This window comes from Actinoplanes sp. NPDC021490 (genome assembly GCF_055562135.1).
In genome coordinates this window covers 475453-494120 of record NZ_JBVHFW010000002.1, presented here as the reverse complement: position 1 = coordinate 494120, position 18668 = coordinate 475453, and the positions used below count along the sequence as shown (strand labels likewise).

General features: G+C 68.8%; 14 protein-coding genes and 1 pseudogene. 9 read left to right on the top strand and 6 right to left on the bottom strand.

What is annotated here, in order from left to right; translation table 11 throughout:
- Window positions 1-8: 8 nt before the first annotated feature.
- The 4 genes from ACZ3I4_RS06690 (at window position 9) to ACZ3I4_RS06675 (ending at window position 3845) form a co-directional block, all read left to right on the top strand.
- Window positions 9-935 carry a carbohydrate ABC transporter permease gene (locus ACZ3I4_RS06690; protein WP_465380875.1) on the top strand — a complete coding sequence of 309 codons (927 nt, stop codon included), beginning with the start codon at window positions 9-11 and terminating at the stop codon, window positions 933-935.
- Window positions 932-1747, top strand: a complete 816-nt coding sequence (locus tag ACZ3I4_RS06685) for a carbohydrate ABC transporter permease (RefSeq protein WP_465380874.1) — start codon at window positions 932-934, stop codon at window positions 1745-1747. Before ACZ3I4_RS06690 ends, ACZ3I4_RS06685 begins: the two co-directional genes overlap by 4 nt.
- Before the next feature lie 52 nt (window positions 1748-1799).
- Window positions 1800-2528: an SDR family oxidoreductase gene (locus ACZ3I4_RS06680; protein ID WP_465380873.1), complete on the top strand. Its 729-nt coding sequence runs from the start codon at window positions 1800-1802 to the stop codon at window positions 2526-2528.
- 195 nt (window positions 2529-2723) lie between these two features.
- The gene (locus tag ACZ3I4_RS06675) at window positions 2724-3845 is read left to right on the top strand and encodes a hypothetical protein (protein ID WP_465380872.1); all 1122 of its coding nucleotides are present in this window, start codon (window positions 2724-2726) and stop codon (window positions 3843-3845) included.
- 4 nt (window positions 3846-3849) lie between these two features.
- Here the strand turns inward: ACZ3I4_RS06675 and ACZ3I4_RS06670 are convergent, their stop codons facing one another.
- Window positions 3850-5667 carry a caspase family protein gene (locus ACZ3I4_RS06670; RefSeq protein ID WP_465380871.1) on the bottom strand — a complete coding sequence of 606 codons (1818 nt, stop codon included), beginning with the start codon at window positions 5665-5667 and terminating at the stop codon, window positions 3850-3852.
- Window positions 5668-5687: 20 nt separating this feature from the next.
- Window positions 5688-6632, bottom strand: a complete 945-nt coding sequence (locus ACZ3I4_RS06665; protein ID WP_465380870.1) for a hypothetical protein — start codon at window positions 6630-6632, stop codon at window positions 5688-5690.
- Between the two features lie 293 nt (window positions 6633-6925).
- Here ACZ3I4_RS06665 and ACZ3I4_RS06660 point away from each other — a divergent pair, with 293 nt between their 5' ends.
- Window positions 6926-7903 (top strand): hypothetical protein, encoded by a 978-nt coding sequence (locus ACZ3I4_RS06660; protein ID WP_465380869.1) that lies wholly within the window; start codon window positions 6926-6928, stop codon window positions 7901-7903.
- A gap of 262 nt (window positions 7904-8165) precedes the next feature.
- Here the strand turns inward: ACZ3I4_RS06660 and ACZ3I4_RS06655 are convergent, their stop codons facing one another.
- Window positions 8166-9188, bottom strand: a complete 1023-nt coding sequence (locus ACZ3I4_RS06655) for a LacI family DNA-binding transcriptional regulator (RefSeq protein ID WP_465380868.1) — start codon at window positions 9186-9188, stop codon at window positions 8166-8168.
- Window positions 9185-11917, bottom strand: coding sequence for a glycoside hydrolase family 3 protein (locus tag ACZ3I4_RS06650; RefSeq protein WP_465380867.1), 2733 nt, complete (start codon window positions 11915-11917; stop codon window positions 9185-9187). The genes ACZ3I4_RS06655 and ACZ3I4_RS06650 overlap by 4 nt, the downstream gene beginning before the upstream one ends.
- 381 nt (window positions 11918-12298) lie before the next feature.
- On the opposite strand from ACZ3I4_RS06650, the gene ACZ3I4_RS06645 reads away from it, so the two are divergent.
- The 3 genes and pseudogenes from ACZ3I4_RS06645 (at window position 12299) to ACZ3I4_RS06635 (ending at window position 15274) form a co-directional block, all read left to right on the top strand.
- On the top strand, window positions 12299-12799 hold the full coding sequence (locus ACZ3I4_RS06645; protein WP_465380866.1) for a hypothetical protein: 501 nt from the start codon (window positions 12299-12301) through the stop codon (window positions 12797-12799).
- A gap of 1179 nt (window positions 12800-13978) precedes the next feature.
- Window positions 13979-14756, top strand: a pseudogene (locus tag ACZ3I4_RS06640) (transposase family protein).
- Window positions 14757-14788: 32 nt separating this feature from the next.
- Window positions 14789-15274, top strand: coding sequence for a hypothetical protein (locus ACZ3I4_RS06635; protein WP_465380865.1), 486 nt, complete (start codon window positions 14789-14791; stop codon window positions 15272-15274).
- A gap of 100 nt (window positions 15275-15374) precedes the next feature.
- Here the strand turns inward: ACZ3I4_RS06635 and ACZ3I4_RS06630 are convergent, their stop codons facing one another.
- Window positions 15375-16400 carry a fatty acid desaturase family protein gene (locus ACZ3I4_RS06630; protein ID WP_465380864.1) on the bottom strand — a complete coding sequence of 342 codons (1026 nt, stop codon included), beginning with the start codon at window positions 16398-16400 and terminating at the stop codon, window positions 15375-15377.
- A gap of 14 nt (window positions 16401-16414) precedes the next feature.
- Window positions 16415-17437, bottom strand: coding sequence for a UbiA family prenyltransferase (locus ACZ3I4_RS06625; protein ID WP_465380863.1), 1023 nt, complete (start codon window positions 17435-17437; stop codon window positions 16415-16417).
- Between the two features lie 244 nt (window positions 17438-17681).
- Here ACZ3I4_RS06625 and ACZ3I4_RS06620 point away from each other — a divergent pair, with 244 nt between their 5' ends.
- Window positions 17682-18635 (top strand): alpha/beta fold hydrolase, encoded by a 954-nt coding sequence (locus ACZ3I4_RS06620; protein WP_465380862.1) that lies wholly within the window; start codon window positions 17682-17684, stop codon window positions 18633-18635.
- Window positions 18636-18668: the final 33 nt, after the last annotated feature.

The window sequence follows — 18668 nt, the reverse complement described above, 5'->3', positions numbered from 1 at the left end:
CCACGACCATGACCGATGTTGCCACCCGGCCGGCCCCCACGCCGGTGCCACCCGCCCCGGCCCGGCACGGCGCGAAGGAACGCTGGGTCCGCCGCGCGCCGCTGCTGCCGGCCCTGATCTTCGCGATCATCGTGACCCAGGTGCCGTTCCTGGTCACTCTCTATCTGTCGACGCAGGGCTGGAACGCGCTGCGGCCGGGTCAGCGCGAGTTCGTGGGCCTCGACAACTACGTGACCGTGCTGACCGACACCCGCCTGCGGGCCGCGCTGGTCAACACCGTTCTCCTGACGGCCGGCGCGGTGATCTTCTCGTTGATCCTCGGCCTGGCCCTGGCCGTCCTGCTCGACCGCAAGTTCCTCGGCCGCTCGGTGGTGCGCACGCTGCTCATCACGCCGTTCCTGGTGATGCCGATCGCCGCCGCGCTCCTCTGGAAACACGCGATCTACAACCCGACGTACGGGCTGATCAATGGTCTTTTCGGCGGCTCGACCGACTGGGTGTCGTCCTATCCGAAGGCGGCCGTGATCGCCACGCTGGTCTGGCAGTGGACGCCGTTCATGATGCTGATCCTGCTCGCCGGTCTGCAGTCGCAGTCGAACGACGTCATCGAGGCGGCCAAGGTCGACGGGGCCAACGCCTGGCAGATCTTCCGCCGGATGACCATCCCGCACCTGCGGCAATACCTGGAGCTGGGCGCGCTGCTGGGCTCGATCTATCTGGTCAACACGTTCGACGCGGTCTTCACGATCACCCAGGGTGGCCCGGGCACGGCCACGACCAATCTCCCGTACGAGATCTATCTGACGATGTTCCGCAAGTTCGAGTACGGCGAGGCGTCGGCGGCCGGCGTGATCGTGGTGCTGCTGACGATCATCGTGGCGACGTTCGCGCTGCGCGTCATCTCGGGCCTGTTCAAGGTGGAGGCCAACCGATGAACCGCCGCTTGATCGATTCCGCGTGGGGTGTGGTGGCCTGGGTCGCGGGCATCGTGTTCGTGTTCCCGGTCATCTGGATGGTGCTGACCAGCTTCAAGCAGGAGAACGCGGCCGCCTCGAACCCGCCGTCCTGGTTCTTCGAGCCCACCCTCGACCAGTACGCGCAGGTCTTCGACCGGAACATGACGCCGTTCCTGCTCAACAGCCTGATGGCGTCGCTGTTCTCGACCCTGCTCGTGGTTCTGCTGGCCACCCCCGCCGCGTACGCGTTGAGCCTGCGCCCGGTCGAGAAGTGGTCCGACTCGCTGTTCTTCTTCATCAGCACCAAGATGATGCCGGCCGTGGCCGCCTTCCTGCCGGTCTATCTGCTGGTCAAGCACGCGGGCATGCTCGACAACGTGTGGACGATGGTCATCCTGTACACCTCGATGAACCTGCCCCTGGCGGTGTGGATGATGCGGTCGTTCCTGCTCGAGGTGCCGCGCGAGGTGCTGGAGGCCGGCGAGGTCGACGGGGCCGGCCTGCTGACCTCGATCCGCAAGATCATCCTGCCGATCGTCAGCCCCGGCCTGGCCGCGACCGCGCTGATCTGTTTCATCTTCGCCTGGAACGAGTTCTTCCTGGCGCTCAACCTGACCGCCACCAACTCGAGCACCGCGCCGATCTTCCTGGTCGGGTTCATCTCGTCCGAGGGCGCCTTCCTGGCCCGCTTGTGCGCCGCCGCGACCATCGTGTCGCTGCCGGTCCTGATCGCGGGATGGCTGGCCCAGAACAAGCTGGTACGCGGACTTTCCATGGGCGCGGTGAAATGATCACCTTGGCATGATCGACTGTTCCGGAACGAGAAACGAGAACGGGATCCGCATGTACGACTTCGCTGACCGCCCGATCCTGGTCACCGGCGCCTCCGGCAACATCGGCGCCGCGACGGTCCGGCTCCTGCAGAAACACGGCGCCGACGTCATCGCCGCGGGCCCGAGCGACGAGCTTCTGGCTCCTCTGGTGGCTGAGACCGGCGTACGGGGGCTGGCCTTCGATCTGGTGTCGGAGGACGGCGTCCGCAAGGCCCTGGACGGCCTGCCCCTGTACGGCGTGGTCAACTGCGCCGGTCTGGGCGGTGTGGTCGGCCCGCTGGTCGACGCCGACGTGGACGTCTTCGACAGCGTCATGGCCGTGAACACCCGCGGCGCCTTCCTGGTGACCAAGTACGCGGCCCGCACGATGATCGCCGCCGGCCGGGGCGGCGCGATCGTCAACGTCTCGAGCCAGGCCGCCGTGGTCGCCCTGACCGGCCACATGTCGTACGGCGCCTCGAAGGCGGCCCTGGACAACATGACCCGCGTGTCCGCCCTCGAGCTGGGCCCCCACAACATCCGGGTCAACAGCGTCAACCCGACCGTCGTCATGACCCCGATGTCGGCCTCCTACTGGGGCCGCCCCGAGATCAAGGACCCGTTCCTGTCCCAGATGCCGCTGGGCCGCTACGCCACCGAGGAGGAGATCGCCGCCCCGATCGCCTTCCTCCTGAGCGACGCCGCCTCGATGATCACGGGCGTGACCCTACCGATCGACGGCGGCTACACGGCCCGCTGAGGCGCCCGCGTCACCCGTTCGTGGCGCCGCGGTGGGAGACCTGACTGGGCCACCCGGTCAGGCGAAGCCGGAATAGGTCGCCTGAGTGTTCGGAATCGGACCACGAAGAGGCCTAACCAAGCGTGGAAGCTGGAGGACCGAGCGTGCGTGCAGGAGGCTTCAACCACCGATCGCCACGGACGAAAGGAGCCCTCGGTGGGCACTGCGAACGCGCGTACGGTGCATCTCGATGCCAACGCCCTGCGTCGCCGGCCGAGGAACGGGGAGGCGGCCGGCCTCTACGTCTCGCGCTCGGCCTGGGCTGACTGGGACGTCGCGCCGGAGCCGGTGGCGCCGGAACGCCGGCTGCGGGAACTCGCCGCCACCGGGCAGCTGGCCGCCGTCGCCGCCGGGGGTGGCGCCGAGCGGGCCGAGCTCACCGGGGCGGCGTACACGCTGGTCTGGCCGATCGTCTTCATGCGGGTCACCCGCCGGTTCGAGAAGCAGCGCGGGCACACCCTCTGCGCCGCCGGGGTCGAAAATCTGGCCGACGAGTGCCTCGACCGCTTCCACGACGACGTCGAGGCGGTGGTCGAGGATCTGATCACGCACGCCGACCGGCCGATCCGCCAGCTCGAGGCCTGGGTCGCGACCCGGGTCGGCGCGGCCACCGTCAACGCCCACCGCCGCCGCCGGGGTGAGCGCGGCGCGCTGCAGCGGCCCCGGCTGCCCGGCTGGCTGGCCGACGGGCTCGGCCGCGACCGGTGGCTGACCACCCTCGCCGTCGACATCCTGGTCTGGGTGGGCGTCAGTGGCACCGCCGGCAGCGAGCTGTGGCCGCTCGAGGCCTGGGCCCAGACCCGGGGGGCCTGCACCGGCGACTGGCAGGGCAGCGATCCGGGCACCGTACGCCGCGACATCGACCGGGTCCTCACGGTCATGCGCGGGCGCCCCGACTGGTACGCGTCCTTCGTGGAGCGCCCGCTCGGCGCCAAGCAGCCGCCGGTCATGGCCATGGCCACCGACACGTACGGGGAACCGGTCGCCCCGCTCGGCCTGGGCGATCCGGACGACCACGTCGAGGCGGAGCTGCGCCGCCTGGCCTCCGACGCCGTACGGGCCATCGGCGACCGCATCGACCGCGGCGAACCGGCCCAGGACGTGGTCGTCGAGGTGGTCCGCACGGTCTTCGGCGGCATGTTCACCGGCACCCTCGACCAGGCCCCGCACGGGGGCGCCGACCCGCTCGGCGGGGTGACCGGCGCGCTCTCCGACCAGCGGCGGGTCAACGCGATCGTGTCGGCCGCGCTGACCATCCTCGACGAGCCGGACAAGTGACGGCTCAACGGTGCGATTCCACCGCGGGCACCTCGATCTTGATGACCGCCTCGGCCGTGGTCCAGTCGTGTCCGGTGGGCAGCGCGGCATCGGCGAGGTCGCGCCGCTCGCCCCGCATCCCGAGCGTGTCGGCGAGAGCCGGCATCAGGTAGGGGTCGACGGCGAACTGCTCCTCGGCGACGAACAGCTTGAGCCGGTCCCGCACGTACGCGCCGGGCCGGGCCGGAATGCCGGGCGGCAGATACGCCCGGATCCGCCGGCCGTTCAGGCAGTGGCCCACGCCGTGCCCGGCGATGAACTCGCCCGGGAACAGCACCGCGTCCACCTTGAAGCGCGGGGTCAGGTCGAGCAGCGCGCAGAAGAGCATGCGGCCGGCGGTGTTGTGCAGCCGGATGAGCACCTCGGGCGGGTCGCCGCCGTCGTAGCGCAGGACGTACTCGCCGGAGGCGTCGGGCTTCAGCACCCGGCCGTCGTCCGCCGCGAGCAGCTCGATCCGTACGGGGGAACCGAGAGCCGACGCGTCGTTGCGCCTGCGCCACACCTGCAGCCACCGGGCGATGTGCTCGAGCGCCGGGGCCGCCTCGCCGGCGAAGAGCCGCCGCTCCAGCAGGGTCTCGCCGTGCTGGTCGATAACGGTCAGCTCGCCGTCCTCGTAGTCCGCCCGCAGGTCCGGAACGACGTCGTCGCCGGGCACGCGCACGTCGAGCGACCCGGCGAGCGCCGCTCGCAGCTCCTCGTCGTCGACGGCCACGAGCGTGGCGGGCGTGGGCACCGACGTGACCACGACCGGGTACTGGTTCCGCGTGTCCGGCGCCCAGCCGGCGACCGGCTCGACCCGGCTGTCCATCGCGCGGACCTCGACCACGTCGGCCTGCTCACCCGGCTTCCCGTCGCGCACGCCCACCCGTAACCCGTCCCCGGACGGCAGGCCGTGCATCGCCCCGGCGTCGATCGTCCAGCCCTCCGGGCCGTGCCGCAGCCGGATGCCGCGGTCGGTCGCGGTCACCGCCCCGCCCAGGAAGGGCTGGCCGAGCAGCGCCGACGCCAGGGGGCGGCCCTGCGGGGTCTGCCGGCACGCGTGCGTCTCGACCTCGGTCCGCGCGGCCAGCAGCAGGTCGTTGTAGGTGGCCTCCGGTCCGAGACGTTGCATCGCGCGCAACAGCGACCAGCTGAAGACGCCGCGCCGCTGCCCATTGAGCGTTCGTTCCTCGGCCGACTCGAAGGACCGGCACGCCGCCAGGACCACGTGCTCGACCGGCCGGTCCGCGGCCAGCCGCTCGAGCAGCGCGGGGCCCAGGCTGTCCGGCACGGTCCCGCGCCCGGGCGGCACAGATCTGGTCCGTACGGCCGGCTCCCGTTTGATCAGCTCGCGGGTGGCGCCGTCGGAGTGGCAGCTGTCCAGCACCACCGTCACGTGCCCGGCCCGGTCGCTCACCCCGTCGAGCAGCAGCGACAGTTCCTTGTCCCACAGGTCGGGGACGCCCGCGGAGCGGCTGTCCGCGCAGACCAGGGTCTGCATCATCCCGGTCGGCTCGAACCTTTTCGCCCACTCGGGGGCGCGCCACTCGGAGCCGTGCCCGGAGAACCAGAACAGCGCCACGTCGTCCGGCCCGGCCTGCCCCAGGTGCGACCCGATCGCGCCGGTGACGGCGGCGCGGGTGGCCTGGTCGTCCAGCAGCATCAGCGGGACGAACCGGGTGCCCGGCGCAAGCGTGGCTTGCAGGTGGTCACGGGCGTCGGTCACGTCGCGCACGCATCCGGACAGGCCGGGAACCGCCCGGTACCGGTCGATGCCGACCAGGAGGGCGTACAGGTTTCGCATGCCCTTCTCTGACGGACCGCTCAGTCCGGCAGAGTCCAGGCGATCCCGTACGCGTGTCCCTCGTGCAGGTTGCGGAACTCGCGGAACACCTCGCCCTGCGGGTTCGGCGTGATCGTCTCCAGGCCGCCGGGCCGGGCGTCCAGGTCGGGGTAGGCCACCTCGTCGAGCAGCCACACCTCGTCCGGCATCCGGCCGGCCGCGAACCGCACCCGTACGCTGCCCGAGTCGCACGGGGCGAGCGGCACGATCGCGTAGTGCGGGCGGGTCGGCTGGCCCGGCGGCAGCGTCACGTGCAGCCAGAACTCGTGGGTGTCGCCGCGCTCCAGCAGATGCGGCAGGTCGAGCGTGAGCAGCCGGCTGTTCCCGCCGTTCACCCGTTCGGTCCGGCGCAAGCGGGCCCCGAACAGCGCGTTGACCACCGGTTCGCCGACGCCGGGCGGGGTGCCGGGCAGCGTGATCCGCACGACGATCTCGGTGATCGCCCGGGTGGCCACGATCGTCCTGATCTCGTACAGCTCGGGGGTGGGGGTGTCCAGCCGGAACAGCGAGGACAGCGAGGACACCCGCCAGCCGCAGCCGTCGTCGCCGGGCGGGACGTGCGCCTCGTCGGCCGCGTTGGCCAGCGCCTCGAGGGCCTTGTCGGCCAGGCGCCGGGCGGTACGCCGGGAGACCCGCTGCAGGTTGGCCAGTTCGGCGATCCGCAGGTCCAGGGTGGCCAGGCGGTACGGGCGGCCGACGGCGAAGGACACCAGCGCCGCCTGCTGCAGATCGGTGTGCAGGGTGGCGGCCAGGGTGGACAGCCACTTCTCGACCACCTCGCGGGTGCGGGTGTCGGTGTCCTTGTGGTTGAGCCCGCACAGGATGCGAAGGCGCAGGCCGAGGCTCTCGTAGAGGCCGCTGCGGTAGACACCCTGGCGGCTGCGCAGGTCCTGAAGTTCCTTGTACAGATCGGAGGCGGGGGCCATGGGACTCCTAGCCGTACGTTCCGTCATTACACAACAGACAGAAAGTTACCCGGGTGCGTCTCGGCCGGCGACCGTCGTGTAGCTATCCGGTCAGTCGCAGCCAGGGTCTAGACTCCGCCGAGCTCTACGGACGGTGACGGGCGATCCTGGCCACCGGTAGGCCAAAGAAAGGCCACTGAACGGCCTCGATCCGGGTATTCGCGCCGACATCATTACCGGATGATCTGGGGGCAGACATACACGGAGAGTGAAGTTCCGATAACGCCGGACGCGTCATCCCTGTGGGGGCAGCGGTGACGCGCGGCTACGACGAAGAAGAGAACAACCTGACGCGTCTGCGCGACCTGGCCCGCCTCGGCGAGCTCGGCGCGCTGTCCGATTCCGAGCGTAACCTGTTGCGCCCGGCCGCCTACAAGGTCGCCCACCCCATCGTGTTCGACGTGGTCTATCGGCCCGTCGCGCGCAGGCGGGGCCACCACCACTGCGCGCGTGGGCTGCGGTTCCTGGGGGAGTGCTGCCTGGACGGGTTCCATGACGACCTCGAGGCGGTGGTCGGGCGGCTGCTCACCACCACCGAGGAGGTCCTGGACGTCGAGGGGTGGATCGCGACCCGGGCCAGGGGCATCACCATCGACGCGTACCGCAAACGCCGCGGGGCCATCGGCGCGCCGCAGCGGCCGCGCGAGACCAGATGGCTGACCGCGGCGCTGGGCGGCGACCCGTGGTTGTGCGCGCTCGCGCTGAAGATTCAGGACTGGGTGGGCGTACCGGGTGGGGCCGGCTCCACGCTGTGGCCGGTCGACAGCTGGGCCGGCGAGGAGGGCATCTCCCCGGCCGAGGTGCTGGCCGATGTGGAAAAGGTGCTGGCGGCCATGCGGGAACGGCCGGACTGGTATCACGACCACATCGAGACCCCGCTCGGGCACAAGGTCGCGCCGGTCGGCGGCTGCCCGGGCGAGGGGCCCGGCGAGCCGCGTCCGCTGCCGGGGGCCGATCCCGGCGAGGCCGTCGAGGCGGGGGTGAGCGAGCTGGCCGCGGTGGCCGTCGAGGCCATCCGGGCCGGGCTGGGGCGGGGCGAGGACGCCGCAGCCACGGTTCAGCATGTTCTCCGGGAACTGTTCGAGCGCGGGTCCGGAGCCGACGAGATGGCTCTGGCGCCCGGTGCGGGGACGGGTCGCGAGGAACGGGTGTCAGCGTTGCTCGACGATCCCGTCGCCCTCGAGTTTCTGATCGAGCGGGTCCTGCGCGTCGTGCGCGGTCCCGCCGGCTAGCCGTTCGAGAGCCCGGCGGCGTTCGGCGACCAGTTCGGCGACCGCCGCCGGATCGTTGCGCCCCAGCGAGGCCCGCAGAGCATCCCGTAACTCGTTCTCCAGGAGTTGCTGCAACCGCTCTTGCTGCGCCGGCGTGAGCTCCATGACGCGGCCTACCCCGCCGCTCGGCATCGCACATCCCCCATGATCATGATTCGATTATCAACCAGCCGCCGCGAATCGTGTCTCATCATCGTCCCTTCTCCTGCCGTCGAGGACACACTCAGAACTGGCGGACGGCGGATCCGGGCGGCTCGCAGGACAGGCGGGTGGTCAGGGCCGGGGGCAGCAGGGTGGCGGCCGGCACGTCGTCGCCCTCGTGCCGCGCGAGCAGCCGCTCGACGGCCAGGCGGCCCAGCGACGCGGCCGGCACTCCGACGTTGCTCACCTGCGGGGTGGCGGCCAGCGCGACGTCGTCGGGGCAGATCGCCAGCACCGACATGTCACCGGGGACATGGCGGCCCAGCGTGCGCAGCGCGGTCAGCACGTGGTCGATGGCGCTCTCGTTGTGCACGATCAGGGCGGTGGCGTCCCCGATCTCGTTCAGCGCGGCCAGAGCAGCGGGAAAGAGCGGTTCCAGCGGTACGGCGTACGCCTCGACACCGCACCGCACGGCGGCCGCCCGCACTCCGTCGCGCGTGCGGCGGGCGAACCCGGTCCCGCGGTCGTACACGGCCGGCGGCGCCCCCAGCAGCGCCACCCGCCGATGACCCAGCCCGGCCAGATGCTCCACGCACAATTCGCCCGCCCGGGTGAAGTCCAGGTCGACGCAGACGAGGCCGGTCGGGTCGGCGGGCAGCCCGATCAGCACGCTGGGCCGGTTCAGCTCCCGCAGGGCGGGCACCCGGTCGTCGTCGGTCTCGACGTCCATCAGGATCAGCCCGTCGACCAGCGCGCTGCCCGCCACCCGCCGCAGGCCCGCCGGGCCCTCGTCGGCCGTCACCAGCAGCACGTCGTAGTCGCAGGACCGGGCCGCGTCGACCACCGCCGCCGCGAACTGCATGACCACCGGCACGTTCATCCCGGCTCGCAGCGGCAGCGCCAGCGCGATGATGTTCGACCGGTTGCCGGCCAGCGCCCGGGCCCCGGCGTGCGGGTGGAACCCGAGCACCCGCACGCTGGCCAGCACCTTCTCGCGGGTCCCGGCCGAGATGGCCCGCTTGCCGCTGAGCACGTAGGAGACCGTGCTGGCCGAGACCCCGGCGTGCCGGGCGACGTCGGCGATGGTGACCGGGGGAGGGGTCACGACCGGAACGTGATCGCGCTGATCCGGCTCCCGGCGTCCATGGCGAGGTAGAGGTCGTGCACGCCGTCGGTTTCGGGCACGGCCACCGATGACCCCGGTGTCACGAGAGCGAATTCCCCGCCCGCGTACGGGTCGTCGAGCCGCAGTGTCACGTCCGGCCCGTCGCCGTCCACGGCCACCTCGCGTACGCCGGAAAGGTCGGTGCCGTTGAGACAGCACCAGGCGCCGTCCTCGGTCGCCTTGACCGCCTCGCCCCGGACCGGATCGCCGGTCGCGACCAGGGTGATCCCGCTGTACTCGTCGTGGTCGCCGGCCCGGATCGTCCGGTCGGCGGCCCGGCGCGCCCCGACCCGGCTGCCCCGCACGGGCAGGGTGCCGGTGAGCCGGATGTCGCTGGCCGAGCGCCCGACCAGGATTTTGTGACGCGCGGTCTCGACCACGAACCTGTTCGACGTCACATCCCAGAAGGCCAGGCCGGCCACGTCCAGGTCGAAGCTGACCAGTTTCGACTCGCCCGGCTCGAGGCGCACCTTCTCGAACGCCCGCAACCGGCGCAGCGGCTGCTTCACCCGCGACACCTGCTGATGCGTGTAGAGCTGGACGACCTCGGAACCGGCCCGCTTGCCCAGGTTGGTGACCCAGGCCGTGATCGTGACCCGGTCGCCCGCGGCCGCGGTGGTGTGCGAGATGTCGAGGTTGGAGTAGTCGAACGATGCGTACGAGAGGCCGTGCCCGAACGGATACAGCGGCGTGCCGCGGTAGTACTGGTAGGTCGCGTCGTTGGTGATGATGTCGTAGTCGAGGATGTCGGGCAGCTCGCAGGCGCTGCGATACCACGTCTGCGTCAGCCGGCCACCCGGGTCGGCCCGGCCGGTCAGCACGTCGGCCAGCGCATGCCCCAGTTCCTGGCCGCCGTGCGACATCCACAGCACGGCGGGCAGGTGCGTGTCGGCCCATCCGATCGCGTACGGGTAACTCGAGACCAGGACCAGCGCGGTGTTCCGGTTCGCCGCGTACACCTCGCGCAGCAGCCGCTCCTGCGCCGGCGGCAGTTCCAGGTCCGTCCGATCCTCGGTTTCGCGCCCGTTGACCAGCGGATGGTTGCCGACCACCACGATCACCGCGTCGGCCGTGGCGGCCAGGTCGGCCGCGTCCGAGGCGCCGTCGACGATCGTCTCGAGGGTGAACCGGGCCGCGCGCGGGCCCAGCGTCAGCTGCGCGGTCACCGCGTCGTGGCCCGGGTGGGTGCGCAGGCCGGCCGACCCGTCGGGACGGCGCTCCAGCTTCCACAGCTCGGTGACGACCCACTCGGAGGGGCCGTCCGAGTCGGCGGCCACCTGTCCGTCGCGCGCCCGCAGGAACTTGCCGTTGACCGTGGACCGCAGGGTCACGACCCCGTTGCCCCAGTCGAAGACGTCGAACGCGGCCGGACCCGGCGTCAGGCTCAGCCCGTTCTCGTCGGCGGCCAGATGGAGCGCTCCCAGTTTGAGCACGATGCGGTCGGCGCCCTCGGCGTGCACCACCTCGGGCATGACCTCGGCCAGGCCGTCGCGGGCGGTCACCGCGTACGGGAGGGAACCGCTGTACCAATCGGTGAACGTACGATCGGCGTGCGAGCCGACGACCGCGACCGTGCGATGCCGTTTCGGGTCGAGCGGGAGCAGGCAGCACTCCGACTTGAGCAGCGTGATCGACTCGCGCGCGGCTTCCCGGGCCAGTTCCCGGTGTTGTTCTGAATCAACTACGGTTTCCGCGTACGGGTTCTGCTCGGCCGGATCGAACTCGCCCAGCCGGACGCGGATCGTCAGCGCGCGCCGCACGGCCCGGTCGACGTCCTCCTCCTTGATCAGCTCGCGGCGCAACGCCTCGTCGATCCGCTCGACGGTGACGTCGCTGCGCTTGTCGGCGTCGGTGAAGCTGTCGATGCCCGCACGCAGGGCCGCGGCGTGGCTCTCGGCGTGATCGGTGAAGAAGGCCTGCTGCATCGGATCGGCCAGGTTCGTCGGGGCGTACGCGTCCGACACCACGAAGATCTCGTCGCCCGTCCACGTGCGCAGCTCGTCCTCCAGATAGGGCGAGACGTGCGCCGGGCGCCCGTTGACCAGGTTGTACGACGCCATCACGGCCACCGCGGAGCCGCGCTCGATGGCCGTGCGGTAGGCCGGAAGCTCGTACTCGCGCAGCACCCGAGGGCTCAGGTTGCTCGACGTGAGGCAACGGTCGGTCTCGTTGTTGTAGCCGAGGAAGTGCTTGAGCGTCGGCGCTGTCCGCAGCACCCGCGGATGGTCGCCGGCCAGCCCCCGCGCGTACGCGTCACCCAGGAGCCCGGTCAGGAACGGGTCCTCGGCGTAGCCCTCCTCGTTGCGCCCCCACCGCGGGTCGCGCAGCGGGTTGACCACCGGGGCCCAGACGTTGAGGCCGGCCCGGCCCTCCTGGTGCGCGGCCCGGACCTCCGTGCCGGTGGCCGCGCCGACCCGGCGTACGAGATCGAGGTTCCAGCTGGTGGCCAGGCCGATTGCCTGCGGGAAAACCGTGGCCTCGCCCAGCCAGGCCAGGCCGTGCAGGGCCTCCGTGCCGGTGGTGAAGGCGGCCACGCCGAGGCGGTCGATCGCCGGCTGATGCTGGTGGAGCATCGCCACCTTCTCCGGCAGTGTGAGCCGGGCCAGGAGGTCCTCGACGCGCTCCGCGAGCGGTGCGTCGTACCGGCGGAACAGCGGTGTCTCGCTCATGGGTCACATCCGGGGATTCGTCGAAGCGCTTCAACAGGCGTCCCACGGGATCGTCGCCGACCCACCTTTCGAAGCGCTTCGACACGGGTCGGCCAACATGTCATCCGTGTTTCGGCGAATTGACGAACTGTCTACCCGAGCCGTGCCGGACCCGTCAAGAGACCATCTTCGATCCGCTGCCGGCCGCGACGGCCGGGCAGTTTCCCGCGCGCCGCCCGCGGGCTTCCGCCGCGCCTCGCTCTGCTGCCGGGTCTTACTCTGCTGCCGCGCCTCGCTCTGCTGCCGTTTCTCTGGCTCGCTGCCGTGCCTCGCTCAGTGCTGCCCCTCGCTGTGCTGCCTGCCGGGCCTTGCCGCGTTGCCGCGCCTCACTATGCTGCCGCCGTGATCAAGATGTCGCTGGCCGGCGTAATGCTGCTGTGCGCCGGAACGCTGAGCGGCTGCGGCGAGCTGCTCGACTACGGCTGCAGCCAGCGCGACAGAAACTTCTCGGTGACGCTGGACGACGCCCCGATCCTCACCGTCCACCCGCCCGGCGCCGACGAGATCAGCGCCCACTCCGGTTGCGACGACGACGACGGCTTCGCCTTCGCGGGCCGCGACTTCCGCAGCGACCTGAGCCGCGAAGAGATCGTCGAGTTCTACCGAGCGGCGGCCGAGGGCGACGGCTGGAAGTGGGAGGGCGACGGTTCCCCACCGCCGTCCAACGGCCTGGCCGTCACCGCCGCCGCAACCTGCCTGACCAAGGACATCGACGGCGCCACGGCCTACCTGTCGGTGTGGTTCCCCAGCGACTTCAACGGCCTCCCGGACCAGGAGAAGGCCCCCGAAGACGAATACGGCCTGTCCCTCCGAGGCTCTCACGACGGCGCCGCATGGTGTTGAGCCCGCTGCGGGGCGACCCGCCTTCTCAGGTGGTCGGCCGCGGTCCGGTGGCCGGCCATGCCTGCGCCGCGCCTTCTCATCCTGGCAAGCGTGCTCGACCGGGTGCCCTGCGAGGCAAGTCGTCCCTGAGTACCCAGCGGGCCCGCGCCCTGCTCAACACCGTGCGCCCCCGTGACGTCGTCAGCAGACCCGCCGGCTGGCCTCAGAACTGGTTCACGAATTCGCCGTCATCGACAGAAGATCAACGTCGCGAACGCGGAACCGACCGAGCAAGCTGGGCCGGGGCGTACACACCGGCGCCGCGCTCACGGTCGGCTCCACCCTGACCATCCGGCTGCAGATACTGGCGTCGACGATCGTGCACCCGACACCGAAAGCGCTGGCCCGGATGACACAGCGACCTCCGCTTCGCGCTTTCGCGCATTGCCACCTATGTGGGCCCGAACCAACAAGATGCGGAACCAGTTCTAGATTTCATTGATGATCCACTACCGGTGCAGGCTGCCCGGGCCATCAAGCGCTGACACCGCATAAGCCCAGCTCGCAAGGCCGTCCGGGCGTCTCGCGTACCGGCCGGCGCGGCACTGAGCCGCCTGCTGGCCAATGGGCGTGGGGATCGTGTTCGCGGCCCGCCTGGGCTTCGCGTTGACCAGGGGGTGTGTGAACACCTGTGTAACGGCGCCTCACGGCTGCGTGGGCTCGCTCGCCAGCTGAACGAATGCCGACTATGACGCTGGTTGAGGACTGGCTGCCTCTCTCGTCGTGTTGATCTGCCGTGGCCACGGTCGCATCTCGGCCGTCGAGACCTCATGCTTTGCCGTGTGAGGTGTGAAGGCTCGATCCGCTCGTATCGTAGATGTCGGGCGGATCGAACCTGGCGGACCATAGTTGGCAGAATAAGAACCGCATACCCGCAGCTTAGGAGGCCAATTGTGACGCTACCCGCCGTGCGGCGGCGCACAACCCAGACCAGCGTCGCCAGCACATTGCCCTAGCGACGCCTCCCTGACCCCAGCCAGCTCCGTGCCTACGGCTTGGAGGATCCAATCACTACTGGCCTCTTCCAACCTGACGGTGCTGGTCATCGCAGGTGCAGACGAGCGGCTGTCGACATAGGACGAGGCTCCCCGGTAAGACAGCAGTCGACCAAGATCCGATGCCCCAACCGGGAGCCTCGCTGTGCTGTCTTACCCCGCCAAGATTCCGCTGTCCAATCGGGGTCTGAACTACCTCGCTGACCGTATCGGGGCCCATCGCCGTGAACGCGGCTCCCGCTGGCGACGTCTCAACCCTGGTGAGCAGGCATTACCCGCTCTGCGCACCTGCGGAACGGCGACACCTACACCCGCCTCGCGGCAGGCTTCAGTATCGGTGTGGACACCGCCTGGCGCTACGTCCGCGAAGCCGTTGACCTGCTCGCCGCGCCGCAGAAGAACTGGTCACCGCCATGGACCGGATCCGTCGGCTGGCGTTCGCCATCCTCGACGGCACCCTGATCGTGATCAACCGGGTCGCCAACCAGCGGCCGTACTACTCCGGCAAACACAAGCGGCATGGCGTGAACGTCCAGGTCATAGCCGACACGGCCGACCGGCTCATCTGGACCTCCGCCGCACTGCCCGGCCGAACCCATGACCTGAGCGCCACCCCCCAACTCGGCATCATCGACGCCCTGACCAGCGCAGACGTGATGACATTCGCGGACAAGGGATACCAAGGCGCCCGCGGCACCATTCGGGTGCCGTTCAAACGGCACCGGTCCCGGCCGAAGCTCCAGCGCTGGCAGAAGCGCTACAGCCGCTAGCACGTCCGGATCCGAACACGTGGAGAACGTGCCATCGCGACCTTGAAGACCTGGAGGCTACTGGCCAAGCTGCGCTGCCCCCGCCGAGCGACCGTGATCGTGCGGGCCATCCTCGTTCTGCACCACGTCGAAGCCAACCGCTACGCAGGATGAAAAGGCTCAGCGATAGCTTCGGGGACAAATTCATGCGGCCGCTGGATACGGCAATTTCGAATCAACAACATCTGACCCGGCTGGTCCGGGATCAACATATCTGCTGCAAGATTCTTTACATTCGGCGATGGCAATCGGTGTTTACCCTGCTCGATCAATCGATCCTCGCGGTGGAAAGCCTCAGCCAGGATGGCAACAGCAAGGATGCGGCCAGCTGGGCTACCATCGCCGCCATCGTGATCGGCACCGTGGCCGGCGCGGTCAACGGAGGTTGGAGACTGGTAGCAGCGGTCGCTTGGGACGCCGGTGGAACCATCGCACATGGTCTGCTCTCGGAGGATAGAGACCGACCAGGACTTCCATTGGGCGGCCGGAGGGCAGCCGATGTCTCCACCAACATCATGAACGCCATCAGCACCTTCGTGGCGGAGCAACGGCGCCCAACCATGCTGTCCAACGTGTCACGTAGCTTCTCGCTCGGCACCCGCCGCTCGCTTTCGCCACTCCCGAACAACTGATCGCAGGCCTCATTCCCAAAGACTGACGAAGACGGCCGACCCGGAATGCACTTTGGCACGTGGCCGCCGCGCGGGGGCCTGCCGATGAAGCCCGCGTTGGTCATGCACTCCGCGGGGCGCGGAGTGTGGACTTGCCGTCGTCGGTGGTTCCGCGACCAACCCGATGCAGGTGCCGAAGCACCTCTCGGTACGAGTCGAACAGGCCGGTCTCGACGTACGGAATTTCATGATCCAGGCAGAAGGAACGAACGATGGGTTGGGCCCGCCGCAGGTTCGGCCGGGCCATCGACGGAAACAAGTGATGTTCGATCTGGTAGTTCAAGCCGCCCAGGAAATGGTCCGTAAACGGACCGCCACGCACATTCCGGGAGGGGGCCACCTGCCGACGCAAGAAGTCGAGTTCATCTCCTTCACCCAGAACTTCCATGCCCTTGTGATTGGGCGCGAAAGCACAGACGAGGTACAACCCCAGAGCGCCCTGATGCACAACGATAAAAACGACAGCTCGGGCCGGCGAAAGCGTGGTCACGACCAGGAGACCGTAGGCCGCGACATGCAGGAAGATCAGCACACCTTCGACCCGCCGGTGGCGGTATCCGGTGGTGAACAGCGCCCGGACGCTGTGCGCATGCATCGACAGCGCCTGCAGCAGGGAAAACGGAATGAAAAGGTAAGCCTGGCTGCGCAGAACCACCCGTCGTGGCCAACTCCGGGGCCGGGCCTGGCCGGGCGCGAAGGCGACGAACTTGTTGACGATGTCCGGGTCCTTGCCGTCCTGGTTCGGATGCAGATGGTGTCGGTAATGCTTTTTGATCCACCATTCGTACGCAAATCCCAGCATCAGGGTGCTGAGCACCATGCCGATCAGGTCGTTCGAGCGCTTGGATCGGGTGATTTGGCGATGCCCGGCATCGTGCACGAGGAAGGCCAGTTGGCCGAAGATGACGGCCAACGCCGGAGCCGTCGCCAACTGCGCCCAGGAGTCGCCGATCTCGACGAACATCCACCACGTCGAGGCGAGCGCGACCGACCAGCCTGCGACCAGGGCGAAGTAGTAGCCGGGCCGGCGGCTCAGCAGCTTTTCGGCCTTGACCCTTTGCAGCAGTTCCGCATAGGTACTTGCCACGGGCGGTCCCTTCGTTACGCGTTGAGCCGACGCATGGAAGTCCGAACTGCCGACACGCACTGCTTGGCAAATAACGGCACGGTCAGCACGGCGAGCACCGCCACGATCGCCGCGCCGCCATGCCGCGCTGCAGCAAGGGCCGCAACCGAGCCGAAGCCGCACAACGACTGAAGATAGGCGGTCGCGTAGCGGGTCGCCGCCGTCGGCGCGTACATCGCCGGGTAGATGAACACGTAGGAGCCGACCATGAGGGCGAGAGCGACGACGACCGCGGGCCAGCCGACTTCGCCGCGTCGCAAGCCGAGCAGCACGGGTCCCACGGTCACGATCGTCAGTACGACCTGCAGGACACAGGCGTAGACGACGAAGCCCGGGGGCAGATACGGCGGGCCGGGCCGGGCCCGGACGCCGAACGCGATCGGCGTCGTCCGTTCGCCGTATTCGTATTCTGCCGCGATGTCGCGTACGCCGAAATGAACACCGTTATTGAGAGTGATATAGACGATCACCGCGGCTTCGACGAGGAGTCCGCTTACGGTCGCCGCTCCGTGCGCCGCAAGCATGGTGTAGTGAATAAGCGCCGCCGAACCAACACCCAGGAGAAAGTCCATGACCGGTGGAACCCGCGTGCGCTTTCCCCACACGTTGTAGGCGGCAGTCGCGAGAAATGCGACCGCCAAGGCCGAGATTCGCTGCAGATCAAAGCCCAGGAGGAGCGCGTCCAGGGGAAACGCCGCTAACACCGCGACCGCGACGAGGGTCTTGGCGGTAGCCGACCTCACCGCACCGCTGACCAGCGGCCGGTTCACCTTTCGGGGGTCACGCCGATCAAGGTCGATCGTCGCGAGATCGTTGACCACGGCGAAGACAACATGGAACGGAATGGCCATGAGGAAGGGGATGACAGCCCGAATCCCAGCCGCCTCCGGAACACTCTGCAGCCCGAACAGTGGCATGGCGAGCGTCCAGCCAAATAGGGGTAACCGGAGGAAACTGCCGAACACCCACAAGCGTACGGCCGCACCGGCACTTTCCATTGGCGACCTTTCATGCCTTGGCGTCCTGGGCGCTTGATTAGCTCACGAACTACGACGCCGGTCAATATTACGTCGCGGCGGCGACGGCTGTCCTGCTTCGACGATCCGCGCCAGGCCACGCGTACGCCGCAGGCGCCACCTACTGCCGTCGAGCGACTGACAGGCTTCGCCCTGCTCCCGTGGCTATCCTGTGCACGGCTGTCGCCATCAGCCGAGACGCAGGCCACCAGAGGGGAACTCGGCGATGCTCGATCAGCGGTCACGGACGGCACGACGACGGCTCTACTGCCCATTCGATGTCACTCCACAGCCGACCGGCGTCGACCTGGTCGCCACCGCGATCGAGACCCGGTACGGGCGGGTGGTGGCCCGGGTCAGCCGAGAACGCCGGTCTGATGTCGGCACCATCTACCTGCACGGCATCGGGGCCGACTGGACGACCTGGACACCGATCCTGTCCGCTGAGGCCGCCCTCCAGATGGATGTACACGATCAGATCCTGATCAACATGCCCGGTTTTGGGGACTCCGAGAACAAGCTAAACAGCTTGAACATCGTGGACGTCGGCAACCTGTACCTGGAGATCGCGGCTTCGCTGGGCTATCCGAAAGTGCGGCTCGTCGGGCACTCCATGGGTGGATTCTTGGCCTTGGACATGGCCAGCCGCCATGTCGGGCGGATCGAATCGCTTCATTTGGCGGCCGGCCCCTATTTCTCGATCCTTACCTGCATACAGCATCCGCTGCTTGGCTTTTTTCACTCCGCCAAAACCGCCGCCGCATTCGGGTCGCAATACCTTCTGGCCCTCGCCGGGCGATATGGGGTGTCGCTGGTAAAAGTCCTGTACCGGCTCGGAATTCTCCGGCTTCTGACCTTTCCGGCAGCCAAGCATCCTGGCTGGTTGCGGGAATCGGTGGTCAAGGCTCTAGGCACTCAACACAACCCGAAAGGCATGATCCAGACTGCAGCAAACGGGGACGGATACGATCCGGATCGCCAATGGGCGAAGATTCAGTGTCCCATCTGGGCCACGTTCGGGGACAGCGACTGGTTCGTCCCACTGAAGGACATGCGACGGCTCATGAAGTGTCAACCGGACGCCCGGTGCACTACCCTCACCGAGGCCAGCCACCTGCATCTGATCGAATTACCGTACGAAACGCTCAAGGCACTCAACCTATGGGGTTCCGCGCCTTAGGCCGGCACCGCGCCATCCGAAAGCATTGACCGG